Source organism: Herbiconiux sp. A18JL235, from assembly GCF_040939305.1.
Taxonomy (GTDB): Bacteria; Actinomycetota; Actinomycetes; order Actinomycetales; family Microbacteriaceae; genus Herbiconiux.
This window is the reverse complement of record NZ_CP162511.1, coordinates 109,477-134,203: the sequence shown is the minus strand read 5'-3', so window position 1 is coordinate 134,203 and position 24,727 is coordinate 109,477. Positions and strand designations below refer to the sequence as shown.

Genomic DNA, 24,727 nt, shown 5'->3' with positions numbered 1-24,727 from the left:
GTGTATAGATGGAGCCATGTCTTCTTCGAGCGTCGGGGCGGGGTCGTCGATCACGCCCGGGGAGCCGCACCCGGCCCCCGCTCCGCAGGGGTCTCGCCTGCGCCGCTGGCTGACCGACGGGCTCTCCGAGCGCGCGGGCCGACACCCCGGGCCGGGGGCGGTCAAGCCCGAGAAGACGCGGTCGTGGTGGCGGGTGATGTGCCTCACCGGCGTCGACTACTTCTCCACCCTCGGCTACCAGCCGGCCATCGCCGCGCTGGCGGCCGGCCTGCTCAGCCCCATCGCCACGGTCGTGCTCGTGCTCGTCACGCTGTTCGGGGCACTGCCGGTGTACCGCCGGGTCGCCCGCGAGAGTCACCGCGGCGAGGGTTCCATCGCCATGCTGGAGCGTCTCCTGCCATGGTGGGGCGGCAAGCTCGTGGTGCTGGTGCTGCTCGGCTTCGCAGCGACCGACTTCATGATCACCATCACCCTCTCGGCGGCCGACGCGAGCGCGCACGCCATCGAGAACCCGTTCGCCCCCGACTGGCTGCAGGGCCAGAACATCGCGATCACGCTCGTGCTCATCCTCGCCCTCGCCGTCGTCTTCCTCCGCGGCTTCAAGGAGGCCATCAACATCGCGGTGGTGCTGGTCGCGGTGTTCCTGCTCCTGAACGCCGTGGTGATCGCGGTCGCCATCGGTCACGTCGCCTCGAACACCGTCGTCATCGACGACTGGTGGAAGGCCCTCACCACCCAGCACGGCGACCCGCTGATGATGATCGCGATCGCCCTCATCGCCTTCCCCAAGCTCGCGCTCGGGCTCTCGGGCTTCGAGACCGGTGTCGCCGTGATGCCGCAGATCAAGGGTGACGAGGGCGACACGCCTGCGAACCCGGTGGGGCGCATCCGGGGCACGAAGCGGCTGCTCACCACGGCGGCCGTCATCATGAGCACCTTCCTCATCACCTCGAGCGTCACGACGACGCTGCTCATCCCGCAGAAGGCGTTCGAGGCGGGCGGCCCCGCCAACGGCCGCGCGCTCGCCTACCTCGCCCACGAGTACCTGGGCGAGGGCTTCGGCACGGCCTACGACGTCGCGACCATCGCCATCCTCTGGTTCGCCGGCGCCTCGGCGATGGCCGGGCTCCTCAACCTGGTGCCGCGCTACCTGCCGAGGTACGGCATGGCCCCGCAGTGGGCCGGACTCGTGCGCCCCCTGGTGCTCGTGTTCACCGCCATCGCCGTCATCATCACGCTCGTATTCCGCGCGAACGTCGACGCACAGGCGGGCGCCTACGCCACAGGAGTGCTCGTGCTCATCACCTCGGCGTCGCTCGCCGTCACGCTCTCGGCCAAGCGCAAGAAGCAGCGCAAGGCCATGGTCGCGTTCGGCATCGTCACCGTCGTGTTCGTCTACACCACGATCGCGAACATCATCGAGCGGCCCGACGGTGTGCGCATCGCAGGCCTGTTCATCCTCGGAATCGTCGTCGTGTCTGTCGTGTCGAGGGTGCAGCGGTCGTTCCAGCTGCGCGCCACCTCGGTGACCTTCGACCCCGAGGCGCTCGACTACCTGCTGAGCGATGCCGACGAGTACGACTCTCTGCGCATCATCGCCCATGAACCGGATGCGCCTGCCGGCACGAGCGACGCCGAGCTCGCCGCGGAGTACCGGCAGAAGATCGACGAGGAGCGCCGCGACGCGGGCATCCCCCGCGGTACGCCGGTCATCTTCCTCGAGGTCATCCCCTCCGACTCGTCCGACTTCGAAGAAGACCTCGTCGTCCACGGCGAGGCCAGGCTCGGCTACCGCGTGCTCACCGTGCGCAGCGGCAACATCCCGAACACCATCGCCTCGGTGCTGCTCGAGATGCGCGAGCTCACGGGCGTCGTGCCCGACGTCTACTTCAGCTGGACCGAGGGCAGCCCCATCTCGAACATGCTCCGCTACCTGGTGACGGGCACCGGTGAGGTCGCGCCTGTCACGCGCGAGGTGCTGCGCCGGGCCGAGTCAGACCCGAGACACCGCCCCGAGGTGCACGTCAGCTGAGCCTCGGTGGGAATTCCCGGCCGTGTGTGCCGTTAATGAAGGCATGTCCACGAAGACTCTGACCATCGACAACCACGACGAGACCGTCGCAGACGGAATCGTGCTGATCGACTTCTGGGCCGACTGGTGCGGCCCGTGCAAGCAGTTCGCCCCGGTCTTCGAGAAGGCGTCGGACGAGCACTCCGACATCACCTTCGCGAAGGTCGACACCGAAGACCAGCAGCAGCTGGCCGCGGCGTACGGCATCACGTCGATTCCGACGCTCGTGGGGTATCGCGACGGCATCCCGATCTTCGCGCAGCCCGGGGCCCTGCCTGGCACCGTGCTCGAAGACGTCATCTCCCAGGTGCGCGGCCTCGACATGGACGCCGTGAAGAGCGACTACGCCAAGGCGGTCGCCGAGCGCGAAGCGCAGGCGGGCGCTGCGAGCGCCCCGTCGCCCGACGCGGTCTAGTCGCGCGAACCGCCGCCGTGGCGCCCACCTCCCTCTTCTGGGCGAGGTGGGCGCCGCGGCGTGTTCCGTCCGGCTACCGGGGGGCTGTGACGTGGGCTCCGCGCTGGTTACGCGGCCTTCGCCGCGGGTGCCCTGAGGGCGGTGACGAACTCGTCGAGGAAGCCCCTCAGCTGCTCCACGGTCTCGTCGTCGTCACGCGGGTGGGTCTCGGCGAAGCGCACGACCGAATGGGGCACGGCGACCGGCTTCGGCTCGAGCACGGTCGCTCCCGCGATGCCGTAGGCCTTGCGGGCCTCGTCCTGGGCCCACACCCCGCCGTACTGGCCGAAGGCGGTGCCGATCACGGCCACGGGCTTCTCGGCGATCGCGCTGGCGCCGTACGGACGCGACGACCAGTCGATGGCGTTCTTGAGGTTCGCGGGCAGGGTGCCGTTGTGCTCGGGCGTCACGACGAGAACCGCGTCGGCGTCGGCGATCGCTCGGCGGTAGGCCACGACCGCCTCGGGCAGCCGGCCCTCGACGTCGACGTCCTCGTTGTAGAGCGGCAGGGCGTGGTGGCCCTCGAACAGGCTGAGGGTGGTGCCCTCGGGGGCGAGTTCGACGACGGTCTCGGCGAGCTGCCGGTTGGTCGAGGCGGCACGCATGCTGCCGACGAGCACGAGCACGTTCTTCTCGGTCATGTCTTCTCCACGGTCGGTGTGAGGTTGGTCAGAGCGCCGGGTGTCCGGCATGAACTATAACTGGACTCTGGTCCGGTTATTCCCGCGTGCTACAGTCCGAGTCATGGAGCCGCTCGATCCGCTGGCCCTCCCTCGTATTCCGCTGGTGGGGCCACCGGTGGCTGAGCGCGCCGACGCCGCGCGCAACCGAGCGAAGCTCGTCGCGGCGGCGCGCCGCATCGTCGAGCGCGAGGGCGTTGCCGCCCTCACCACCGACCGCCTCGCCGCCGAGGCAGCGGTGGGCAAAGGGACGGTGTTCCGCCGCTTCGGCTCACGCGCGGGCATCTTCCAGGCGCTCCTCGACGACGTCGAACGCGAGTTCCAGGGAAGGTTTTTGGGGGGACCGCCGCCGCTCGGCCCCGGAGCCCCCGCCGTCGAGCGCCTGGTGGCCTTCGGGCGCGCCCGCCTCGAGGTGCTCTCACGCCAGGCGCCGATCATGCGTGCCGCCGAACTCCCTCCCGAACAGCACTACGAAGTGCCGGCCCGGCGCATCGTCGAACTGCACATCGCGACCCTGCTGCGTGAGGCGGGTGCGACAGCCCAGACGGATGCGGGGGTGCTGTCGTTCCAGCTGCTGTCGGTACTCGAGGGGGCGCTGACGATCCCCGAGGCGCGACTCACCGACGAGCACCTCGCGCGCCTCGCCGACGGCTGGGAGCGCCTCGTGCGGGCGGTCACCCGCCCCACCGCCGAGGAGTGATCCGCTCGAGTCGCAGCGGGTTCGCATCGCGCCCGCGATGAGTACGCTCGAGACCCAGGAGGTCGGAGCATGACGGCGGAGCAGCACGAACGGCTCATCACGATCGCCCGCGAGCTCTGCGCCCTCCGGCCCGCCGAGTTCACCGCCGCCCGCAACGCCCGTGCAGCGTCGCTCAAGGCCGGGGGCGAGCGCGAGCTCGCCGCACTCGTGCGCGGCTTCCCCCGGCCCACCGCCGCGGCCTGGGTGGTGAACGCCCTCGACTCCGAGCGACCCGACGAGGTCGACGCCGCGCTCGATCTCGGCGAGCGGATGCGCGTCGCCACGGAGCGCGTCGATCGCGATGCGATCCGCGAGCTGAGCCGGGAACGACAGCGCCTGCTCTCCGATCTGGCGCGATCAGCCCGCGCGTTGGCCGAGGAGTTCGAGGTGGGTCTCTCGCCGTCCGCCGTCACCGAGGTGCAGCAGAGCTTCCAGGCCGCGCTGGCCGATCCCGCCGCCGCCGAGGCGGTGCGCAGCGGCATGCTCGTGCGCACCATCTCCGGCGACGGTCTCGAACCCACCGATCTCGAGGGGGCGTTGGCCGTCGACGGTGCGCGGGGAGCGCCCCGCCGCAGCACGCCGTCGTCTGCGAGGAGCCGCCCCGGCACCGGCGAGAGCGCCGGCGGCACCGCGTCGCGTGGTGCATCGAGGTCGTCGGCGGCCCCGGCAGCACGACGCGAGCCACGCCCCTCGGCTCGCGCCCGAGCCCGCGAGGCCCTGGAGCGCGACCACGCGGCCGCCGCTGCCGACGCGGAGCGCGCATCCGCTGCCCTCGCCGACGTCGACCTCGGCATCGACGAGCTGGCTGCTCACCAGGAGGGCCTGCTCGTCGAGATCGACGACCTCGAGCAACGGCTCGCCGAGACGCGCAACCTCCTCGACGCCACCGCGACCGAGGCGGCCCGCCTCCGGAAGGCCCGCGCCGCGGCGGAACGCGCAGCCTCGTCGGCCGATCGCGAGGTCGCGCGATTCCGCACACGGCTCGATGCGCTGGGCGAAACCGACGACTGACGCGTCGGGCCGCAGGTGGTCGCTCAGGCGAGCAGCGCCGCGACGAGCACCAGCATGGGCACCGACCCGATGGTGGTGAGCAGCACGGTGTCGCGGGCAATCACGATGCCGCGTTGATAGCGCGACGCGAAGTTGTAGATGTTCTGGGCGGTCGGGAGGGCGGCGAGCGCGACGACCCCGAACAACTCGTGCCCCGACAATCCGAACACGAACCTCCCGAGAAGATATGCCGATATCGGCATGAGGACGAGCTTGATCGCGCCGGCGACGACGATCTCGGCCCGCCCGTTGCCCGCCTGCAATGGGCGCTGGCCCACGAGGGACATGCCGAACGACAGCAGCACCAGGGGGATGGCCGCTCCGCCGATGAGCTCGAACGGCGCGAACACCGCATCGGGCAGCTGCACGCCGGTCACGGCGAGCACGAGGCCCGCCGCCGACGCGATGATCATCGGGTTGCGGAGGGGCTGCGTCACGATGCGTCCGAACGACGCGCGCCCGCTCGTGGCGATGTCGAGGGTGCCGAGCACGAGCGGAGCCATGACGACCAGCTGCAGCAATAACAACGGCGCCACGTATTGCGCACTGCCCAGCACGTAGGTGGCCACCGGCAGACCGATGTTGTTCGCGTTCACGTAGACCGAGGAGGCCGCGCCGATGGTGGTCTCGGCCACCGGACGCCTGAACCACAGTCGTGAGGCGGCGATGAAGACGGTGGCACCGATGACGACGATCAACGCGGTCACCGCCATCGGCGCGGAGAACACCTCCGCGGGGTGGGATCGGCTCAGCACCGTGAACAGCAGCGCTGGTGTCGCGACGAAGAACGCCACCTGGTTCATCACCCGGATGCTGTTGCCGGGGAGGAAGCCGAGTCGCTGCACCAGGTAGCCGACGAGGATGACGAAGCCGATGATGCCGAAGCCGGTCAGCACCCCTAGCACGCGGCGCTCGCGGTGGTCGATCGAGCGACGCGGGCGCTGCACGGTGGTCGAGGCGAGGAGCCGCCGCTCATCGGCTCAGGGGGGAGAGCATCGCCCGCTCGATGAAGGGTTCCAGCGTGAACGCGAAGGTACGGGTGAGGTGGTCGACGTCGCGGTAGACGTTCGCACCGCCCACGACCGCGGGGCATTCCTCGCTCGTGCAGTAGGTGTCGCTGAAATCGAGCAGTGTCACGTCATCGCCCTGGGCGAGGGCAGCATCCGCCGCCATCGCGATGGGGTCGAACTCGGCGAGCCCCTCGTCGCGCGGAATCGCGCACGAGGCGGCGTCTTCGGTGCGCAGACACTTGTTGGGGTCGTCGGGCCAGGCGGGGTTGTCGACGACGGTCACGATCGGGGTTCCCGCGGCGAGCACAGGGGCCCAGGCCGCGCCGTAGCCCACGGCTGCGACCTGCTCGTCGTCGGAGGTGCCCGGCACGTTGCGGTCGGTGAGGGCGGCGGTGAACACCGCGTCGAAGGGCTCGTGGGCGGCGAGCTGCCCCGTGAGCTCGGCCCGCCAGTCGTCGCAGGAGACCGCGAAGGCGTCGCGGGCGGACAGCGGCGTCGTGGTCCACGGGCAGCCGCCCTTGAGGTAGGTGGTGAGGTGCCAGCCGTTGCGCTCGGCCATCTCGATGAACGGATCCATCAGGGCGTAGGCATGACTGTCGCCGATGAGCGCGACCTGAGGCGCATCGGCCTCCTCGCTGCCGAACTGGCAGTCGCGCACGGTGGCGTCGTTGAGGGTCGACAAGCACTCCGGATGCTGGGGCCGGTCGGCGTTGCCGAAGCCCGGGCTCGGGATGATGACGTCGGCGAGTTCGGGGTTGTCGCAGCGCGGAACGAGCGGCTCGAGGCCGTCGGTGGGGCCGGACGCGGCACCGAAGCACTCGGGCGGATCGGTGAGGGTGGAGGCCAGCTGCGCGGCCTCGGCGTCGTACTTCGGCTGCTGCACGGCCCAGGCGGCGCCGGCGAAGAGCGTCGAGACGACCATCGCGCCGACGACGGCGAGCATCGTGGTTCGCGGGCGGCGCTTGGTGAAGAAGGTCCAGGTGCGGGCGGGGTCTTCGATGAAGCGCTTGGTGGCCCAGGCGATGACGAAGCAGAACAGGAACAGTGCGATGCGGTTCCAGATGCTGAGGCCCCAGCCCGGGATGTAGGGGGCGATGACGATGAGCGGCCAGTGCCAGAGGTAGAGCGAGTAGGAGATGTCGCCGATGAAGCTCACGGGGCGGAAGCTCAAGACGCGCCCGGCGTCCCACGGCTTCTCGCGGTGCTGCGCCACGATGACGGCCGCGGTGCCGAGCACCGGGATGGCCGCCATGTACCCCGGGAACGGCGTCGTCTTGTCGAACAGGTAGCCGCAGGCGAGCACCACGACGATGCCGCCGTAGCCGAGCAGGTTCGACTGCCAGGCGCGGACGGGTCGCAGTCGCGGCAGCAGGGCGAGCGCGCCGCCCACCGCGAACTCCCACACCCTGGTGTAGGTGACGAAGTAGGCGGCGGCCGGGTCGGTGACGGTGACGAAGACCGACAGCGCGAACGAGACGACGCCGACCACGGCGAGCACCGAGATGAGCGCGAGCCAGCGCCGCCCCTTGAGGAACTTCACCGCGAAGACGGATGCGCCGAGCAGCAGCACGGGCCAGAACAGGTAGAACTGCTCCTCCAGCGACAGCGACCAGTAGTGCTGCACCAGGCTCGCCTCGTTGGCCGCGGCCAAGTAGTCCACAGAGTTGAGGGCGAGCACCCAGTTCTCCACATAGAACGTCGAGGCGAGGATCTCGCGGACGTTCTCGGTGAGACTCGACAGCGGCATGACGAACAGCGTCATGAGGCTCGCGAACACGAGCACGGTGATGGCAGCAGGAAGGAGGCGGCGTGCGCGCTTGGCGTAGAAGGAGGGCAGGGCGATGCGCTCGGTGCGCTCGAGTTGGCGGGTGAGCTGCTGCGTGATGAGGAAGCCCGAGATCACGAAGAAGACGTCGACGCCGATGTATCCGCCGGTGAGACGGCCGGGCCAGAAATGGTAGACCACCACGAGCAGCACGGCGATGGCGCGCAGACCCTGCAGGTGCGGGAGGAAGTGGTCGGGTCTCGCGCCCTTGTCGGCGGCGCGCGCGCCCTGCTGCTTCTCCATCGGCACCATGCTACCCGGGGCCTCCGCCCGCGCCTGGGAGCGCCCGGCGCGACGGTCGTGCAGGTATTCGGCGCGCATCCGGGCCCTTCACGCAACGAAGCGGCTCGGGCGTCAAAGAACAGCGGATGCGTTGTGCCTAGGCTCGAGGAGACGACCGATTGGAGGTTCCACCATGTCCGCACGACCCGCCGCCCTCGGCACGCAGTCCATCATCGGAGAACCCGAGGTCGTCGAAGACGCCCGCCTCGTCGCGGAGTCGCCCGCGTGGCTCGGCCTCAAGGCAGCGGTCTCGTCGCTGCAGACGCTGCAGGCGAAAGACGGCTCGGTGCCCGAGCCCGGCGACCACGACCGCGCCGCCTCACTGGTCGACGATGTGGTGCGCGAGGTCGCCGCGCTCACACCCGCCTTCCCGCACGACCGCGAGTACCTCGACGCCGTGCGCGCCGACTTCGCGGCGTGGGCGGCGGGCGGCTTCGGGGTGCCCGACTTCCTCAGCTCGCTCGTCGCGTTCCACCCCGAGAAGCACCGCGTCGACGGGGCGCGTCACCTCGTGGTGTTCCCCATGTACACGCAGAACGGCAGCACGAACCGGCACGTCGAGGCGGTGCTGGTGGAGGTCATCTGGCCGTCGTTCATCGCCGAGCTCGAAGCCGGCGACTACTCGAACGCGCTGTTCGTGCCCATCCGTTTCCTCGACTTCACCTCGGGCTACGACACGAACTCGGCCGTGCTCTTCCCCGAGTCGGTGGCCACCTCGACCATTCCCGCCTACACCTGGGGCGCGATCTTCGCCGATCGCGAGGCCGCCCGGTTCCGCCGCGTGGTGCGCGAGGCCGCCGCCGTCACCCGGCTCGAGCTGCCCGCCGACGCGCAGCGTCTGCTCGACGACCAGCAGCTCGCCGAGCGCACCTTCGTGATGTGGGACCTCATCCACGACCGCACCCACATGCGCGGCGACCTGCCGTTCGACCCGTTCATGATCAAGCAGCGCATGCCCTACTTCCTCTACTCGCTCGAGGAGCTCCGCTGCGACCTCACGGCCTTCCGCGAGGCGGTGCGCATCGAGCGCGGCCTGCTGGCGGCGGGCGAGCTCGAGGGCGGTGAGTTGTCGATGGCCGACGAGTCGCTGCGCGAGCACGCGAAGCTGGTGCAGTACGCGGTGCTGTTCGACCGCATCTTCCGTTTCGCCATCACGGGGTCGCGGGTGCGCAACTACGACGGCCTCGGCGGGCAGCTGCTGTTCGCCTGGCTGCACCAGCGCGGGGTACTGCACTGGACCGACACGAAGCTCACCATCGACTGGCCCGAGGTGGCCGACGCCGTGACGGCGCTCGGCGACGCCATCGACGAGCTGTACTGGCGGTCGATCGACCGGCCGAAGACGGCGCACTGGCTCGCCGCCTACGAGCTCATCACCTCGACGCTCACGCCGAACCCCGCCTCCGTGTGGGCGGAGGGGCCGAAGGCGCTGCCGCTCGACGGGCCGCCGCGCGGGCTCACCGACGCCGTGCTCGACGACGAGTTCCCGCTCTCGATGTTCTACGAGGCGCTCGACAAGAAGATGCGCGCGGTGATCGAGTCGACGGCAGGCATCACGGGGGCTGCGGCCTGAGCGCTCGGGCGTCGGTGGGAGGATGAGCGCATGAGTGACGAGGCGATCGCGGGCGCAGGCGCGACGGGTGCGGCGGGCCGGCGTGTGGTGGTGGCCGGTGCCACCAGCGAATCGGGTGCCGCGGTGTCGACCGCCCTCATCGGGGCCGGCGCATCCGTCGTCGCACTCGGATCGAATCCCTCGAAGCTCGCCGAACTGGCCGCGCGCGTGCCGGGCATCACCACCGAGGCGTGCGACCTCACCGACAGCGCGGCGGTCGACGCCCTCGCCGCCAGGCTCACGGCCGAGGGCGACGGCGGTGTCGGCGGTGTCGACGGACTCGTGCACCTCGTCGGCGGCTGGGTCGGCGGCCGCGGCATCGTCGGCCAGAGCGACGAGGGCTGGGAGGCCATGGAGCGCTCGTTCCGCACCCTCCGCAACACCACGCGCGCCTTCTACCCCGCGCTCCTCGCGTCGCAGGCGGGCCGCGTGGTGTTCGTGTCCTCCGAGAGCGTCGACGCCCCCACCGCCTCGGGCGCGAGCTACACGGCCGCGAAGGCCGCTTCGGAGTCGTGGATGCGCTCCGTCGCCCAGGGCTTCGCCGCCGGGCAGTCCGCCTTGGGCCTGCGCTCGGCTGCGGCCGTCTTCGTCGTGAAGGCCCTCGTCGACGACCGGATGCGCGCCGCCTCCCCCGAGAAGACCTTCCCTGGCTTCACCGACGTCACCACCCTCGCCGCTGCCGTCCTCGACCTCTGGAACAAGCCCGCGCCCGAGCTGAACGGAGCCCGCACGCACCTCTGAAGACGGGTCAGGTCATGGCGCGTTCTGACGGTTTCCCACTCCGTTGCGCCGATACACGCTCGTACCCTTGCGGCGCTGCGACACAGGGGTGAGGCCCGCAGCCTCGAGTGTGCGCACGATGCGGCGCGACAGCGTGGGCAGCCCGGGCGCCACCCCAGGTGACTGCCGAGCGACTCCCACCACTAGCGACTTCCGCACGACGTCAGCGGTTCGCACCCCCACGACCTCGACGCGCGCGTAGTCGGTGCCCGTCACCCAGGTGAGTTCCGCGAGGTGGGCGTACTCGAGCTCGAGAGTGGAACCGGCAGCCGTCACGCGCATCCGCTTCGCACCGAAGGCGACGGAGCAGGCGACGGTGTGGCGGGCGTTGCGCAGGCGCAGCAGCCCGTAGAGGGGGAGCGCTACCGCGGCCCCGAGCACGATCACCAGGATGCGCGGGCCGAGACTCATCGCCACGTCGTCGAACGCGATGAGCAGCACGGTGCAGACGACACCGCCCACGATCACGAGCGCGACGATCTGCAGCGTCAGGGTGCGCAGGCGCATCGGCACGGCCGAGAAGCGCACCATCGACCCGTCGTAGTCCTCCTCCCAGCCCGGGGGCACCGGTGCCTCGCGTGCGGGGCGGCGCGCCAGGGCGGTGACCCGGCTGATCAGCCCGAGCCAGATCCACCCCGCTGCGGGAATCGACGCCATCTGCACCAAGAACGCCACCGACCGGAGCCCCTCGGGCATCGCGGGCGCGACGTCGGGCCAGATCTGGGTCGAGAACCACAGCACCGCTCCGGCCACGACCGCACCGACGGCGTGCACGGTCGCGCCGCGGCGGGGCGACATGCGGAACGTGACGTTCACGAAGCCCAGCCCGCACAGCCACCCGCCGACGAGCCCTGACAGGAACGGCACCAGCTCGAGCCCCTCGCCTACGAGGTACCAGGGCAGCGCTGCGGCCAGCAGCACCCCCGCCCACAGCCACGGACTCGCGATCAGCCGACGGAAAGCGGATGCGCGGGGGGCCGGGGCGGGATCGATCGACCCTGCGGTCCTGGCGCGCGACACGCCCCCCAGCTTGGCACGAGTAGAAAGTACTCCGGTCGGGGTGTGGGCAAGCGGTGCGACCGTGGAGTCGGCTCCCGCCGGGGGCCGGCGACCGCATCCGATCGTCGCGTGCGGGTCGCGCGTCCCTACCCCGAAGGAGAACCCTCATGACCTCGATGTCCCCAGACACCCGATCCACCCCCGCCGACTTCCCGGGCCGCACGCTCGGCATCGTAGGGCTCGTTCTCGCCATCGTCGTGCCGCTCGTCGGTGTGATCGTGAGTGCGGTGGCGTTCTCGCAGTCGAAGAAGGCCGGCTACCCCAACACCCTCGCCCGCGTCGGCATCATCGTCGGCGCGGTGCTCACCGTGCTGGGCCTCATCGTCTCGATCATCTCCATCATCGCGAGCGCCGCCGCCTACTCCTACTACTGATTCGGCCCTCGGCCTCCTGGGCGCCGTCCACACCTCCGTGGCGGCGCCCCGGAGAGCGCTCATCCCCCCGACGGATGTCCTGTGCGCCACCCCTCGGTAGCGTGGAACCATGGCCCTCTCCCCCGACGACTGGAAGCGCCCGCGACCCGGCGCAGACGGCTACCGACGCGACGCCCTCGTCGCCGCCGCACTCGTCGTCGCGTCACTCGGAAGCGGGCTCCTCTACCGCGCCGCCATCGACCAACCCCACGCCCCCTGGTGGGGCTCCCTGCTCTGGGCCCTCGTCATCGCGGGTTCGCTCGCCTTCCGTCGCCGCTTTCCCGAGCTCGTCGCCCTGATCGTCGGCATCACCTTCGTGGTGGGCCAGTACGTCGGCATCTACGAGCAGCTCTTCGCCAACATCTGCCTCTTCGTCGCTCTCTACACGCTCGGCGCCTGGAGCCAGAACCGCCTGCTCGCCACTGTCGAGCGCATCGTCATCGCCGCCGGAATGGTGATCTGGCTTCTCTCCGTGCTCATCTACCAGGGCCTCACCCCTGACTCCACCCCCGGCATCTCACGCGACGGCTTGTTCTCGCAATTCATGGCCGCGAGCCTCATCTCCATCGTCACCAACCTCCTCTACTTCGGCGCCGCCTTCGTCTTCGGCAACGCCTCGTACACCGCGGCCCGCCAGCGTGAGGCGCTCGAGCAGCGCACTCAGGAGCTCGAACGCGAACGCGAGGTCAGCAGCCGACAGGCGGTCGCGCTCGAACGGGTGCGCATCGCCCGCGAACTGCACGACGTCGTCGCCCACCACGTGTCGGTGATGGGCCTGCAGGCCGGTGCCGCCCGGCGCGTGCTGGGCAAGAGCAGCGAGACCGACCCGCGGGCGGTCGACGCACTCACGCAGATCGAGGAGAACGCGCGGGAGGCCGTCGACGAACTGCACCGGATGCTCGGCGCCCTCCGCCAGTCCGACGACACCGACGCAAGCCGGTCGGCCTCCACCCGCGGCCTCGAGCAGCTCCCCGAGCTCGTCGCCGATGCGGAGGCCACCGGCCTTCCCGTCACCTTCACCACCGTCGGCACACCCGTGCCGGTGCCCTCGGTCGTCGGACTCAGCGCCTACCGCATCGTGCAGGAGTCGCTCACCAACGTGCGCAAGCACGGCGGTGCGCGGGCCACGGCCGACGTGCGGCTGCGCTACCTCGGCTCCGAGATCGAGGTCGAGGTGAGCGACACGGGAACGGGCCTCAACCCGCTCGCCCGCCACTCGTCGGCGCCGCCCGGCTCGGCGGGCGCCCCCGGTGGGCTCGGCCAGATCGGCATGCGCGAACGCGCGGCAGCGGTCGGCGGCGAGATCGTGATGGAGCCCAAACCCCGCGGCGGCTATCGGGTGCGCGCCATCCTCCCCGTCTCACCCCGACCGATCGGAGAGTCCGCATGACCGAACGCGATCCCAGCATCCGCGTCGTGCTCGCCGACGACCAAGACCTGGTGCGGGTGGGCCTTCGCATCATCCTCGAGTCGGAGGACGGCATCGAGGTGGTCGGCGAGGCCCGCACCGGTCGCGAGGCGGTCGACCTGGTCTCGCGGGTCGACCCCGACGTCGTCTGCATGGACGTGCAGATGCCCGAGCTCGACGGCCTCTCCGCCACCCGCGAGCTGATCGCCCGAGGCACCCGCGCGGGCATCCTCGTGCTCACCACGTTCAACCGCGATGACTACCTGTTCGAGGCGCTCGAGGCGGGGGCCAGCGGCTTCGTGCTCAAGAACTCCTCGCCCGAAGACCTCGTGGCGGCGGTGCAGGTGGTGGCGCGCGGCGACGCACTGCTGTCTCCCGACGTGACCCGTCGGGTGATCGAGAACGTCGCTGGGCGACGCGCGGCTCCCGCGAGCGCCGGCGCCACCGCGCCCGCACCACCCCACCCGTCGGCCGAGGCTCAGGCCGCACTCGCCGCACTCGCCGAGCTCACCGACCGCGAGCGCGAGGTGCTGGAGCTGCTCGCTGCCGGCCGGTCGAACGCCGAGATCGCGGGCGAACTGTACCTCGGCGAGGCGACCGTGAAGACGCACGTCTCGAAGATCTTGCAGAAGCTGGGTCTGCGCGACCGCATCCAGGCCGTGGTGTTCGCGTACGAGAACGGCGTCGCGGTTCCGGGCACCGCCTGAGGCGCCGGGGCTCCGACCCCGAGCCCGCGCCGCCCGACGCCGAGCCCAAGGCGGCCGACTTTCACCCGCGCAGCGTTCACCCGCCCGACGTTCACCCGCACGGCGGACCCGCAGCCCCCCTCACGGCGGATGCCCGCATCCGTTCCCCCTTCTAGCGTGGAAGTACACGAACAGAAAGGGGTCACCGTGCTCGAGGTCGCAGACATCTCCCGCAGCTTCGGCGCCCGAAAGGTGCTCGACGACGTCAGCTTCTCGGTCGGCGACGGCCGCATGACGGGCTTCGTCGGCGGCAACGGCGCCGGCAAGACCACGACCATGCGCATCATCCTCGGCGTGCTCTCGAGCGACACCGGATCGGTGAGCCTCGACGGCACCCGGCTGACCCCCGCCGATCGCGCCCTCTTCGGCTACATGCCCGAAGAGCGCGGCCTCTACCCGAAGATGAAGGTGGCCGAGCAGATCGTCTACCTCGGCAAGCTGCACGGGATGAGCGCTGCGGCCGCCAAGGCCAGCACCGACGACCTGCTCGAGCGACTCGGCCTCGGCGAGCGCGCCGATGACACCGTCGAGAGCCTCTCGCTCGGCAACCAGCAGCGGGCCCAGATCGCGGCGGCGCTGGTGCACGACCCCGGTGTGCTCGTGCTCGACGAGCCCTTCTCGGGTCTGGACCCCATGGCCGTCGAGACCGTGCAGGCGGTGCTCGCCGAGCACGCCGCGGGTGGCGCGCCCGTGCTGTTCTCCTCCCACCAGCTCGACATCGTCGAGCGGCTCTGCGACGACCTGGTGGTGATCGCGGGGGGCACCATCCGCGCCAGCGGCTCGCGGGACGCCCTGCGCGAGGAGCACTCCGAACCCCGCTACGAGATCGACCTCTCGGGCGACGCAGGCTGGATCAGGGAGGTACCCGGCCTCGCGGTGATCGACCTCGACGGCACCTACGCCCAGTTCGAGGTCGAGCGCGGCGAAGCCGGTCGCGCCGTCGCCCAGCAGGTTCTCACCCGCGCCATCGCCACAGGCCCCGTCACCCGCTTCACCCCCGTGCAGCCCAGCCTCGCCCAGATCTTCAAGGAGGTCGTGAAATGAGCACCGCCACCCCCGCTCGCCGCGCCGACGCCGCCACTCCCCGCGATCCGCGGGCGGGCCGGCCGAAGCGGCCTTCCGTCGCCCAAGGCACCTGGCTCGTCGCCCAGCGCGAGATCTCGATGCGTCTGCGCAGCAAGGCCTTCCTCGTCTCGACGGGCATCTTGATGCTCGCCATCCTCGCCTCCATCGTCATCGGCGGCATCGTCGGAGCGACCATGTCGGCGCCGAAGGTCGCCGTGGTGAGCGGCACCGCGTCGGTCACCGAGTCGGCAGCGGCAGCGGGCGCCCTCGAGGTGACCACCGCCGACTCGCCCGAAGCCGCGGCCGCCCTCGTCGAAGACGGCACCGTCGAGGCGGCCATCGTGCCGACGGGCAGCGTGAAGGGCGGCACCCCGCCGACCGGCACCGAAGCGACCGGCGGCACCTCCGCTTCCGCAACCCCCGCCTCCGGAACCCTCGACTACGACATCGTCGCCCTCGACTCCGCCCCCACCAGCCTGGTGCAGTTGCTGAGCGTCTCACCTCAGGTGGTGCTGCTCGACCCGAGCGACGACGGCGACTGGTTCCTCACCTACATCGTCGGCATCGCCTTCGGCGTCGTGTTCTTCATGTCGGCGGTGACCTTCGGCACCACCATCGCGCAGAGCGTGGTCGAGGAGAAGCAGACGCGCGTCGTCGAGATCCTGCTCTCGACGATCTCGGCCCGGGAGCTGATGGCCGGCAAGGTGGTGGGGAATAGCATCCTGGCCTTCGGTCAGATCGCCATCATTGCGGCTATCTCGGCGCTCGGACTCACCATCACCGGCCAATCGGGCCTGCTCGGCCTGCTCGGCCCGGCGATCGCCTGGTTCGTCGTGTTCTTCGTGTTCGGCTTCGTGCTCATCGCCGCACTGTTCGCCGCGACCGCCGCCCTGGTCTCCCGGCAGGAGGACGTCGCCTCGGTCACCTCCCCGGTGACCATGCTCGTCATGATCCCGTACTTCCTCGTCATCTTCTTCAACTCCAACGAGCTGGTGATGGGCATCATGTCGTACGTGCCGTTCTCGGCGCCCATCGGCATGCCGCTGCGGCTGTTCCTCGGCGACGCCGCGTGGTGGGAGCCGCTCGTGTCGCTCGTCATCCTGCTGGCCACCACGGCCGTGGTGGTGCTGATCGGCTCGCGCATCTACGCGAACTCGCTGCTGCGCACCGGGGCGCGGGTGAAGCTGCTCGACGCCCTGCGCGGCTGAGGCAGGCAGCATCCGAGGGTCGCGTCGCAACGGGCGGCTGGCCGGGGCATCCGGTCGCGAGGCACGGCCTGCACGCGAAATCGGCGTCGCACGCAACTTCGGGTTGCGGCGGCGCCGATCGCGCACGAGGCGGTCGCCGGATGCGCGGTGCCGGTGAGAGAGACTAGAACGGTGACCGAGACGCCCACCTCACCGCAGCCGCTGCACGACCGCTCCTACCGGGGCTTCGCCTCAGACAACTACGCGGGGGCGCACCCCGAGGTGCTGGAGGCGATCGCTGCGGCGAACGGCGGGCACCAGATCGCCTACGGCGAAGACGTCTACACCGCCGAGCTGCAGATGGTCGTGCGACGGCACTTCGGCGAGCAGGCTGAAGCCTTCCCCGTCTTCAACGGCACCGGAGCGAACGTCATCTCGCTGCAGTCGATGCTGCCCCGATGGGGAGCGGTGGTGTGCTCGACCACGGCGCACATCCACACCGACGAGAACGCCGCACCCGAGCGCGTCGCCGGGCTCAAGCTGCTCACCGTGCCCACGCCCGATGGCAAGCTCACCCCCGAGCTCATCGACGTCGAGGCCTGGGGCTGGGGCGACGAGCACCGGGCACAGCCGCTCGCCGTGTCGATCACGCAGACCACCGAGCTCGGTACCGCGTACACGGTCGACGAGATCGCCGCGATCAGCGAGCACGCGCACTCCCTCGGCATGACCGTGCACCTCGACGGTTCGCGCATCTCGAACGCCGCGGCGTCGCTCGGCGCGTCGTTCCGGGAGTTCACGACGGATGCGGGGGTCGACGTGGTCTCCCTCGGCGGCACCAAGAACGGGCTGCTCTACGGCGAGGCGGTCGTGGTGCTGTCGCCCGAGGCGGTGACGGGCATCCCGTTCCTGCGCAAGCTCGACATGCAGCTGGCGTCGAAGATGCGGTTCGTCTCGGCGCAGCTGATCGCGCTCTACGGCAGCGACCTGTGGCTGCGGTCGGCATCGCACGCGAACGCGATGGCCGCGCGGCTGCGCGCCGCGGTGGAGGGCCTGCCGGGGCTGGAGTTCACCCAGGAGACGCAGGCGAACGCGGTGTTCGCGACACTGCCTCCCGGGGTCGCCGACCGCCTGCGCGAGAGCTTCCGTTTCTACGACTGGAACCCCGCGACGCGCGAGGTGCGCTGGATGTGCGCGTTCGACACCACGCCCGACGACATCGACGCCTTCGCTGCGGCGCTGCGGCGGGAGCTCGAGCGGGCGCTCGGGTAACTCGGGGCGGCCGAGGCGCGCCCGAGGCGGGGTCACTCTAGAGAGGACTCAGGGGTGCAGCCCGGGGGCTGCGAGTTGCCGCTGACGGTGAACTCCTCGCAGGTGAGGAACTTCGACTGGTTCACGCCGAGGAGGAAGCTCGCCAGCGCGATGAGGGCGACAGCACCGATGACGACCAGGCGTCTCGGCCACGAGATGTCGTCGCCGAACTCGGGCCAGACGATGCGGGCGAGCACCCAGATGGTGGTCGGCACCGCGAGCAGGCCCACGAGGATGCCGAGGAGCGCGACGGCCCACGCGAACACGTCCTCGTCTCTCGGCACCGGCACGAACGACAGTGCGAGCCAGAGGCTGGGGATGAGCAGCGCCAGAGCGCGGAGGATGCGGGCCCTCCCCCGCAACTGGAGCAGCACGACGAAGAGAGCGCCCGTCGATGCGGCCCAGACGGTGAGCATCTGGTCGAAGAAGAAGTCGCCCCAGGCGCCGAGCGTGAAGGCCGGCCACCACACCGCGACGCTCATGCCCACCACGATCACCCCGGTCACCCTGGCCCGGTTCGTGGCGCGGGATGCGGTGGCGGTCGCCGTCTCCGTCGGCGCGTCGTGGTGGGTCACGCGCTCACGGTATCACCCCCGCGCTGTTCGCCGAGAGCGTCTTGCGGAGTACCCCCTAGGGGTATAGTTTCGGGTCATGGCTCACAGTGAACAGGATCACGCCGCACACCAGATGACCGCCGACGGGGCGGCGCACGAGCACGACGCCCACGCCCACGCCGGCCACGACCACTCAGGCCACGTCGCGGTCTTCCGCCGCCTGTTCTGGGTGATGCTGGTGGTGGCTGTGCCCGTGGTGGCCTTCAGCCCCATGTTCGCCATGATCGTTGGCTACACCCTCCCGGCCGACGGCCTCACCCCTTGGGTCTCGCCGATCCTCGGCACTGTCATGTTCCTCCTCGGCGGCCGCCCCTTCCTCTCGGGCGGCGTCGACGAACTGCGCGCCCGGCGCCCCGGCATGATGCTGCTCATCGCACTCGCCATCAGCGTCGCCTTCGTGGCGAGCTGGGGTGCGACCCTCGGCCTCCTCGATCACGAACTCGACTTCTGGTGGGAGCTCGCCCTCCTCATCGTCATCATGCTGCTCGGTCACTGGATCGAGATGCGCTCGCTCGCCCAGACCACCTCCGCGCTCGACTCCCTCGCCGCGCTGCTGCCCGACCAGGCCGAGCGACTCGACGACGCGACGGATGCTGTGGGCACCGGCGCGCATCCGGTCACCGTCTCCCCCGCTGAGCTGCGCGTCGGCGACCTCGTCATCGTGAGGCCGGGCGGACGGGTGCCCGCCGACGGCGAGATCGTCGACGGAACCGCTTCGCTCGACGAGTCGATGGTCACGGGCGAGTCGCGGCCGGTCACGCGCGGCCCCGGTGACTCGGTCGTCGCAGGAACCGTCGCGACCGACAGCGCCCTCCGCCTCCGCGTCACGGCGACGGGGGACGACACCGCGCTCGCGGGCATCCGGCGGCTCGTCGCCGACGCTCAGAGCTCGACCTCGCGCGCCCAGCGCCTCGCCGACCGCGCCGCCGGCTGGCTGTTCTGGTTCGCGCTCGGCGCCGCAGTCGTGACGGCCGTGGTGTGGACAGTTGTCGGCAGCCCCGACGACGCCGTCATCCGCACCATCACCGTGCTCGTCATCGCCTGCCCGCACGCACTCGGGCTGGCCATCCCGCTCGTCGTGTCGATCTCGACCGAGCGCGCCGCCCGCGCGGGCATCCTCGTGAAAGACCGGCTCGCCCTCGAGACGATGCGTCGCGTCGACACGGTACTGTTCGACAAGACCGGCACCCTCACGCTCGGCCGACCAGCCGTCGTCGAGCTGCGGCCGGCCGCGGGCGTCGACGCCGACGAGCTCCTGGCGCTCGCTGCCGCCGCCGAGGCGTCGAGCGAGCATCCGCTCGCGCGGTCGATCGTCGACGAGGCACGGATGCGCGGCCTCGCCGTCGCTGCGGCCAGCGCCTTCGAGTCGTCACCCGGTGTCGGCGTGTCGGCGGTCGTGGGCGGTGCGCGCGTCGAGGTGGGTGGCCCGAGACTGCTGCACCGCGCATCCGTTCCCACTGAGGGCGGTGAGGTGTCCGACAGCGGAGCGGTACTTGCCGGTGGTGCAGGCGAAGGAGGTGGTGCAGGCGGAGGAGGTGGTGCAGGCGCGGCGACCCTGCTGCACGTGGTGCGTGACGGGCGGCTGCTCGGGTCGATCGCGCTCGCCGACGGGGTCAGGCCGGAGTCGCGCCAGGCCGTCGCCGACCTGCTGGCGAAGGGCATCGAGGTCGTCATGGTCACGGGCGACGCCGAACCGGTGGCGCAGGCCGTCGCCCGCGAGCTCGGCATCACGCGGGTGTACGCCGGCGTGCGCCCCGAAGACAAGTCGAGCACCGTCGCGGAGCTGCAGGCCGAGGGGCGTGTGGTGGCGATGGTGGGCGACGGCGTGAACGACGCGCCGGCGCTCGCCAGGGCCGATGTGGGCATCGCGATCGGCGCCGGAACCGATGTGGCGATCGCGTCGGCCGGCGTCATCCTGGCCAGCGACGACCCGCGCTCGGCACTCTCGGTGATCGCTCTGTCGAGGGCGAGCTACCGCAAGATGACGCAGAATCTCTGGTGGGCGGCCGGGTACAACCTGCTCTCGGTGCCGCTCGCCGCCGGTGTGCTGGCGCCCGTCGGGTTCGTGCTCCCCATGGCTGTGGGGGCCCTCCTCATGTCGCTCTCGACGATCATCGTGGCACTCAACGCCCAGCTGCTGCGCCGGCTCGACCTCACACCAGGGAGAATCTCCTCATGACCGAACACGCGCACCACGGCTACATCTCGAACAAAGACGCGTACCTCAAGCGCCTGAAGCGCATCGAGGGGCAGGCGCGGGGCATCCAGAACATGGTCGACGAGGAGAAGTACTGCATCGACATCCTCACTCAGATCTCGGCGATGACGAGTGCGCTCGAGTCGGTCGCTCTCGGTCTCCTCGACGAGCACCTCAATCACTGCGTGCTCGAGGCAGCGGCCGAGGGCGGCCCCGTCGCCGAGGAGAAGCTCCGCGAGGCCTCAGCCGCCATCGCCCGCCTCGTGAAGTCGTAGCGCTCCGCGCGCCTCTCGCGCTCCGCGCCTCGCGCACCCCCAGAGCCTTGCCAGGCGCATCTCCTACTGTTGTCGGTATGAGCCTGGCCTTCGCCGACCCGAATCCCTTCCTCATCGAACCCGCCGCAGCATCCGTCTCGGAGACCGGGGGTGGCGGCGGCGACAGCGAGAGCCTCGGGTTCATCGGCGACGCCGCGGTCGGCCTCATGGAGGTGCTCGGGGCACCCGGCGCCGGGCTCGCCGTCTTCGCCGAGAACCTGTTCCCGCCGATTCCGAGCGAGGTCATCCTCCCGCTCGCCGGTTTCGCTGCCAGCCGGGGCGACCTGAATCTCATCGCCGCCATCGTGTTCTGCACGCTTGGCTCCGTGCTCGGCGCCCTCACGCTCTACGGCCTCGGCGCCTGGCTCGGTCGCGACCGGATGCGCGCCATCGCCCGCAGACTCCCCCTGGTCGACGTTCACGACGTCGACCGCACGGAGGAGTGGTTCCAGCGGCACGGGCCCAAGGCGGTGTTCTTCGGGCGGATGCTGCCGCTGTTCCGCAGCTTCATCTCCATCCCGGCGGGCATCGAGCGGATGACGCTGTGGAAGTTCCTGCTCCTCACCGCCGCGGGGAGCCTGATCTGGAACACCATCTTCATTCTCGCCGGCTTCTGGCTCGGCGAGCAGTGGCACGTGGTGGAGCAGTACGCCGAGATCCTCCAGTACGTGGTGATCGCCGCGGTCGTGGGGGCGATCGCGTGGTTCGTGATCAGCCGGACGCGCAAGCACCGCCGCGGCGAGACCGACGAGGCGAGGAGCGCAGCCCGGGAATAGCCGGGTTGACGGGGCGGTTTAGAGTGTCAATCGGACCGCAGTCCGATTGACGACGACTGCCCGATGGCGTGCAGCAACCCGCTACTCCGAAGGACACGCTCATGACCATCACCGCTCCCTCCACCACGTCTTCCACCTCCACAGAGCAGCGCCTCGCCGAGACGTCCGCCCCCATCCACGAGACGCTCGCGACCCGCTGGAGCCCCCGCTCGTTCGAGGCGAATGAGACCATCGACGAGAGCCTCCTCACCGCCGCCCTCGAGGCCGCCCGCTGGGCGCCGTCGGCCGCGAACACGCAACCCGCCCGCTTCATCGTCGCTCGCCGCGGCTCGGAGGCCTTCGAGAAGGTCGCCGCCTCGCTCATGGGCTTCAACTCGGTGTGGGCCACCAACGCCGCCGTGCTCATCGTCGGCATCGCCGAGACCGTCGACGCCGAGGGCAAGCCGCGCCCGTGGGCCGAGTACGACCTCGGTCAGGCCCTCGCCCACCTCTCCTTCCAGGCCCACGCCGACGGCCTCCACGTGCACCAGATGGGCGGCTTCGTCGCGGCATCGATCTCCGAGGCCTTCGACCTCCCCGAGTCGCTGAAGCCCCTCACGGTCACCGCCCTCGGCACCCTCGCCCCCGCCGAGGCCCTCCCCGACGACACCCTCATCGCCCGCGAGTCCGCCCCCCGCACCCGCCTCCCCCTCGACGAGCTCCTCCTCGTGAGTGAGTGAGTGCGCGCTCCGACGCGCAGCAGCGAACAAGAAGGCCGGGACACCGAAGGAACACTTCGGACCCGGCCTTCTCGTCATGTCGACGGCGCTTCAGCGGCTGGCTACTCCGAATCGAGCGGGATCGACTCAACGGGGGCAGCCACGACCATGAGCTCCTCGCCCGAGGGCGACACGTCGACGCGCACGGTGTCGCCGTCTCGCACGGCGCCCGAGAGGAGGGCGGTGGCGAGGCGGTCGTCGATCTCGTGCTGCATGAGGCGGCGGAGGGGGCGCGCCCCGTAGATCGGGTCGTAACCGTGCGAGGCGAGCCAGCTGCGCGCATCCGGAGTCACCGCCAGCGTCAGCCGCCGCGACGCCAGACGACGCGAGAGGCGGTCGACGTAGAGCGACACGATCTGGGCCAGGTCGTCGGCCGAGAGCGCCTGGAACACGACGATGTCGTCGAGGCGGTTCACGAACTCGGGCTTGAAGGCCTGTCGCACCGCCGCCTGCACGAGCGCTGTTGCGTCGTCGTGCGAGAGGGTCGGGTCGACGAGGAACTGTGAGCCGAGGTTCGAGGTGAGGATGAGGATGGTGTTGCGGAAATCGACGGTGCGACCCTGCCCATCGGTGAGCCGGCCGTCGTCGAGCACCTGCAGCAGCACGTCGAACACCTCGGGGTGCGCCTTCTCGACCTCGTCGAGCAGGATGACGGAATACGGCCGACGCCGCACCGCCTCGGTGAGCTGACCGCCCTGCTCGTAGCCGATGTACCCGGGAGGGGCGCCGAGCAGACGAGCCACCGAGTGCTTCTCGCCGTACTCCGACATGTCGATGCGCACGAGCGCCTTCTCGTCGTCGAACAGGAACTCGGCGAGTGCCTTCGCCAGCTCGGTCTTGCCGACACCGGTCGGGCCGAGGAAGAGGAACGAGCCCGTGGGCCGGTCTTCGTCGGCGATGCCCGCCCGCGAGCGGCGAACGGCGTCGGCGACGGCCTTCACCGCATCCTTCTGCCCGATGAGCCGGCGGCCGAGCTCGGCCTCGAGGTTCAGCAGCTTCTCGGTCTCGCCCTGGGTGAGGCGGTCGACCGGGATGCCCGTCCACGCCGCGATCACGGCCGCGATGTCGTCGGACCCCACCTGGTCGTTGACCATGCGCTCCCCGCCCTCGGCGTCGACCTCGGCCTGTTCGGCCGACGCGAGCGAACGTTCGAGCACCGGGATCTCGCCGTACAGCAGCCGAGACGCCAGCTCGAGGTTGCCCTCGCGCTGTGCCCGTTCCGCCCGCATGCGGGCACTGTCGAGCTTCTCTTTGAGCTCGCCGACGCGGTTGAGAGCAGCACGCTCGCGATCCCACCGCTCCTGCAGTGCCTGAAGGGTCGCCGTGCGCTCGGCGAGGGTCGCGCGCAGAGCGGCGAGCCGCTCCTTCGACGCGTCGTCCTTCTCCTTCTTCAGCGCGAGCTCCTCGAGCTTCAGGCGATCGACGCTTCGCCGCAGCTCGTCGATCTCCACGGGTGCCGAGTCGATCTCCATGCGCAGGCGCGACGCCGCCTCGTCGATCAGGTCGATCGCCTTGTCGGGCAGCTGGCGACCCGGGATGTAGCGGTTCGACAGGGATGCGGCAGCCACCAAGGCGGAGTCGGCGATCGACACCTTGTGGTGCGCCTCGTAGCGCTCCTTGAGGCCGCGCAGAATGGCGACGGTGTCTTCGACCGACGGCTCGCCCACGAACACCTGCTGGAAGCGGCGCTCCATGGCGGCGTCTTTCTCGATGAACTCGCGGTACTCGTCGAGCGTGGTGGCGCCGATGAGGCGCAGTTCGCCGCGGGCCAGCATGGGCTTCAGCATGTTCGAGGCCGCGACGGAGCCCTCCCCGCCGCCCGCACCCATGAGCGTGTGCAGTTCGTCGATGAAGGTGATGATCTCGCCGTCGGCGTCGTTGATCTCTTTCAGCACGGCCTTCAGCCGCTCCTCGAACTCACCCCGGTACTTCGCCCCGGCGACGAGTGCCGCGAGGTCGAGCGAGACGAGCTGCTTGCCCTTCAACGAGTCGGCGACGTCGCCCGCGACGATGCGCTGGGCGAGACCCTCCACGACGGCGGTCTTGCCGACGCCGGGCTCGCCGATGAGCACGGGGTTGTTCTTCGTGCGTCGGGTCAGCACCTGACTGACCCGACGGATCTCGGCGTCTCGGCCGATGACCGGGTCGAGCTTGCCGCTCGCCGCGATCTCCGTCAGGTTGACGCCGTACTGCTCGAGTGCGCTCTTCTGCTCGTCGCCGTTCGGGGTGCCCTGGTTGGTCGCCATCTCGGTGGTCCGTCCTCCTGTGTTTCAAACTTGAGTGTATGTGACTCAAGTTTAGCAGAGCGGATGCTTCGGCACCAGAGTTCCGCTCGCATGATGGGTGGTGCCGCGCAGAAACGCCGAAGGGGCGGCG

General features: G+C 70.3%; 22 protein-coding genes. 16 read left to right on the top strand and 6 right to left on the bottom strand.

From position 1 onward, the window contains the following. Positions 1-16 precede the first annotated feature (16 nt). The gene (locus ABFY20_RS00640; RefSeq protein ID WP_368498011.1) at positions 17-2,032 is read left to right on the top strand and encodes an amino acid transporter; all 2,016 of its coding nucleotides are present in this window, start codon (positions 17-19) and stop codon (positions 2,030-2,032) included. 43 nt (positions 2,033-2,075) lie between these two features. Continuing rightward, positions 2,076-2,486, top strand: coding sequence for a thioredoxin (gene trxA / locus ABFY20_RS00635; RefSeq protein ID WP_368498010.1), 411 nt, complete (start codon positions 2,076-2,078; stop codon positions 2,484-2,486). A gap of 107 nt (positions 2,487-2,593) precedes the next feature. Here trxA and ABFY20_RS00630 read toward each other — a convergent pair whose 3' ends face one another. Continuing rightward, positions 2,594-3,166, bottom strand: coding sequence for an NAD(P)H-dependent oxidoreductase (locus tag ABFY20_RS00630; protein ID WP_368498009.1), 573 nt, complete (start codon positions 3,164-3,166; stop codon positions 2,594-2,596). 103 nt (positions 3,167-3,269) lie between these two features. Here ABFY20_RS00630 and ABFY20_RS00625 point away from each other — a divergent pair, with 103 nt between their 5' ends. Continuing rightward, positions 3,270-3,905: a TetR/AcrR family transcriptional regulator gene (locus ABFY20_RS00625; RefSeq protein WP_368498008.1), complete on the top strand. Its 636-nt coding sequence runs from the start codon at positions 3,270-3,272 to the stop codon at positions 3,903-3,905. Between the two features lie 69 nt (positions 3,906-3,974). Then, positions 3,975-4,955, top strand: coding sequence for a hypothetical protein (locus ABFY20_RS00620; protein ID WP_368498007.1), 981 nt, complete (start codon positions 3,975-3,977; stop codon positions 4,953-4,955). A gap of 23 nt (positions 4,956-4,978) precedes the next feature. Here the strand turns inward: ABFY20_RS00620 and ABFY20_RS00615 are convergent, their stop codons facing one another. Continuing rightward, a complete protein-coding gene (locus tag ABFY20_RS00615) occupies positions 4,979-5,899 on the bottom strand; it encodes an AEC family transporter (RefSeq protein WP_368499841.1) in 921 nt (306 codons plus the stop codon). A gap of 67 nt (positions 5,900-5,966) precedes the next feature. Next, positions 5,967-8,072 carry an acyltransferase family protein gene (locus ABFY20_RS00610; protein WP_368498006.1) on the bottom strand — a complete coding sequence of 702 codons (2,106 nt, stop codon included), beginning with the start codon at positions 8,070-8,072 and terminating at the stop codon, positions 5,967-5,969. A gap of 172 nt (positions 8,073-8,244) precedes the next feature. Here ABFY20_RS00610 and ABFY20_RS00605 point away from each other — a divergent pair, with 172 nt between their 5' ends. After that, positions 8,245-9,684 carry a DUF6421 family protein gene (locus tag ABFY20_RS00605; RefSeq protein ID WP_368498005.1) on the top strand — a complete coding sequence of 480 codons (1,440 nt, stop codon included), beginning with the start codon at positions 8,245-8,247 and terminating at the stop codon, positions 9,682-9,684. A 30-nt stretch (positions 9,685-9,714) separates the two neighbouring features. After that, complete coding sequence (locus tag ABFY20_RS00600) at positions 9,715-10,464, top strand: SDR family oxidoreductase (protein WP_368498004.1); 750 nt, start codon at positions 9,715-9,717, stop codon at positions 10,462-10,464. A gap of 12 nt (positions 10,465-10,476) precedes the next feature. Here the strand turns inward: ABFY20_RS00600 and ABFY20_RS00595 are convergent, their stop codons facing one another. Then, positions 10,477-11,523 carry a hypothetical protein gene (locus ABFY20_RS00595; RefSeq protein ID WP_368498003.1) on the bottom strand — a complete coding sequence of 349 codons (1,047 nt, stop codon included), beginning with the start codon at positions 11,521-11,523 and terminating at the stop codon, positions 10,477-10,479. Positions 11,524-11,669: 146 nt separating this feature from the next. Here ABFY20_RS00595 and ABFY20_RS00590 point away from each other — a divergent pair, with 146 nt between their 5' ends. The 6 genes from ABFY20_RS00590 (at position 11,670) to ABFY20_RS00565 (ending at position 17,653) form a co-directional block, all read left to right on the top strand. Further along, entirely contained in the window at positions 11,670-11,936 is a 267-nt protein-coding gene (locus tag ABFY20_RS00590) for a hypothetical protein (RefSeq protein WP_368498002.1), read from the top strand. Between the two features lie 109 nt (positions 11,937-12,045). After that, positions 12,046-13,365, top strand: coding sequence for a sensor histidine kinase (locus tag ABFY20_RS00585; RefSeq protein WP_368498000.1), 1,320 nt, complete (start codon positions 12,046-12,048; stop codon positions 13,363-13,365). Beyond that, on the top strand, positions 13,362-14,090 hold the full coding sequence (locus ABFY20_RS00580) for a response regulator (RefSeq protein WP_368497999.1): 729 nt from the start codon (positions 13,362-13,364) through the stop codon (positions 14,088-14,090). Before ABFY20_RS00585 ends, ABFY20_RS00580 begins: the two co-directional genes overlap by 4 nt. Before the next feature lie 186 nt (positions 14,091-14,276). Further along, the gene (locus ABFY20_RS00575) at positions 14,277-15,173 is read left to right on the top strand and encodes an ABC transporter ATP-binding protein (protein ID WP_368497998.1); all 897 of its coding nucleotides are present in this window, start codon (positions 14,277-14,279) and stop codon (positions 15,171-15,173) included. After that, positions 15,170-16,402, top strand: a complete 1,233-nt coding sequence (locus ABFY20_RS00570; RefSeq protein WP_368497997.1) for an ABC transporter permease — start codon at positions 15,170-15,172, stop codon at positions 16,400-16,402. The genes ABFY20_RS00575 and ABFY20_RS00570 overlap by 4 nt, the downstream gene beginning before the upstream one ends. Before the next feature lie 171 nt (positions 16,403-16,573). Continuing rightward, on the top strand, positions 16,574-17,653 hold the full coding sequence (locus ABFY20_RS00565; RefSeq protein ID WP_368497996.1) for a low specificity L-threonine aldolase: 1,080 nt from the start codon (positions 16,574-16,576) through the stop codon (positions 17,651-17,653). Positions 17,654-17,685: 32 nt separating this feature from the next. Here ABFY20_RS00565 and ABFY20_RS00560 read toward each other — a convergent pair whose 3' ends face one another. After that, entirely contained in the window at positions 17,686-18,267 is a 582-nt protein-coding gene (locus tag ABFY20_RS00560; RefSeq protein ID WP_368497995.1) for a hypothetical protein, read from the bottom strand. A 112-nt stretch (positions 18,268-18,379) separates the two neighbouring features. On the opposite strand from ABFY20_RS00560, the gene ABFY20_RS00555 reads away from it, so the two are divergent. The 4 genes from ABFY20_RS00555 (at position 18,380) to ABFY20_RS00540 (ending at position 22,312) form a co-directional block, all read left to right on the top strand. Next, positions 18,380-20,485, top strand: coding sequence for a heavy metal translocating P-type ATPase (locus ABFY20_RS00555; RefSeq protein ID WP_368499840.1), 2,106 nt, complete (start codon positions 18,380-18,382; stop codon positions 20,483-20,485). After that, positions 20,482-20,778: a metal-sensitive transcriptional regulator gene (locus tag ABFY20_RS00550; RefSeq protein ID WP_368497994.1), complete on the top strand. Its 297-nt coding sequence runs from the start codon at positions 20,482-20,484 to the stop codon at positions 20,776-20,778. Before ABFY20_RS00555 ends, ABFY20_RS00550 begins: the two co-directional genes overlap by 4 nt. Positions 20,779-20,855: 77 nt before the next feature. Beyond that, positions 20,856-21,593 carry a DedA family protein gene (locus ABFY20_RS00545; protein ID WP_368497993.1) on the top strand — a complete coding sequence of 246 codons (738 nt, stop codon included), beginning with the start codon at positions 20,856-20,858 and terminating at the stop codon, positions 21,591-21,593. 101 nt (positions 21,594-21,694) lie between these two features. Then, a complete protein-coding gene (locus ABFY20_RS00540) occupies positions 21,695-22,312 on the top strand; it encodes a nitroreductase family protein (RefSeq protein ID WP_368497992.1) in 618 nt (205 codons plus the stop codon). A gap of 101 nt (positions 22,313-22,413) precedes the next feature. Here the strand turns inward: ABFY20_RS00540 and ABFY20_RS00535 are convergent, their stop codons facing one another. After that, positions 22,414-24,597, bottom strand: a complete 2,184-nt coding sequence (locus ABFY20_RS00535) for an ATP-dependent Clp protease ATP-binding subunit (protein WP_368497991.1) — start codon at positions 24,595-24,597, stop codon at positions 22,414-22,416. Positions 24,598-24,727: the final 130 nt, after the last annotated feature.

Excerpts from the sequence above, each read along its gene's own strand:
- ABFY20_RS00620 (WP_368498007.1), top strand. The coding sequence starts at position 3,975 with ATGACGGCGGAGCAGCACGAACGGCTCATCACGATCGCCCGCGAGCTC.
- ABFY20_RS00555 (WP_368499840.1), top strand. The coding sequence starts at position 18,380 with ATGACCGCCGACGGGGCGGCGCACGAGCACGACGCCCACGCCCACGCC.
- ABFY20_RS00625 (WP_368498008.1), top strand. The coding sequence starts at position 3,270 with ATGGAGCCGCTCGATCCGCTGGCCCTCCCTCGTATTCCGCTGGTGGGG.
- ABFY20_RS00540 (WP_368497992.1), top strand. The coding sequence starts at position 21,695 with ATGACCATCACCGCTCCCTCCACCACGTCTTCCACCTCCACAGAGCAG.
- trxA (WP_368498010.1), top strand. The coding sequence starts at position 2,076 with ATGTCCACGAAGACTCTGACCATCGACAACCACGACGAGACCGTCGCA.
- ABFY20_RS00580 (WP_368497999.1), top strand. The coding sequence starts at position 13,362 with ATGACCGAACGCGATCCCAGCATCCGCGTCGTGCTCGCCGACGACCAA.
- ABFY20_RS00630 (WP_368498009.1), bottom strand. The coding sequence starts at position 3,166 with ATGACCGAGAAGAACGTGCTCGTGCTCGTCGGCAGCATGCGTGCCGCC.
- ABFY20_RS00570 (WP_368497997.1), top strand. The coding sequence starts at position 15,170 with ATGAGCACCGCCACCCCCGCTCGCCGCGCCGACGCCGCCACTCCCCGC.
- ABFY20_RS00610 (WP_368498006.1), bottom strand. The coding sequence starts at position 8,072 with ATGGAGAAGCAGCAGGGCGCGCGCGCCGCCGACAAGGGCGCGAGACCC.
- ABFY20_RS00585 (WP_368498000.1), top strand. The coding sequence starts at position 12,046 with ATGGCCCTCTCCCCCGACGACTGGAAGCGCCCGCGACCCGGCGCAGAC.
- ABFY20_RS00550 (WP_368497994.1), top strand. The coding sequence starts at position 20,482 with ATGACCGAACACGCGCACCACGGCTACATCTCGAACAAAGACGCGTAC.
- ABFY20_RS00605 (WP_368498005.1), top strand. The coding sequence starts at position 8,245 with ATGTCCGCACGACCCGCCGCCCTCGGCACGCAGTCCATCATCGGAGAA.
- ABFY20_RS00590 (WP_368498002.1), top strand. The coding sequence starts at position 11,670 with ATGACCTCGATGTCCCCAGACACCCGATCCACCCCCGCCGACTTCCCG.
- ABFY20_RS00600 (WP_368498004.1), top strand. The coding sequence starts at position 9,715 with ATGAGTGACGAGGCGATCGCGGGCGCAGGCGCGACGGGTGCGGCGGGC.
- ABFY20_RS00545 (WP_368497993.1), top strand. The coding sequence starts at position 20,856 with ATGAGCCTGGCCTTCGCCGACCCGAATCCCTTCCTCATCGAACCCGCC.
- ABFY20_RS00640 (WP_368498011.1), top strand. The coding sequence starts at position 17 with ATGTCTTCTTCGAGCGTCGGGGCGGGGTCGTCGATCACGCCCGGGGAG.
- ABFY20_RS00535 (WP_368497991.1), bottom strand. The coding sequence starts at position 24,597 with ATGGCGACCAACCAGGGCACCCCGAACGGCGACGAGCAGAAGAGCGCA.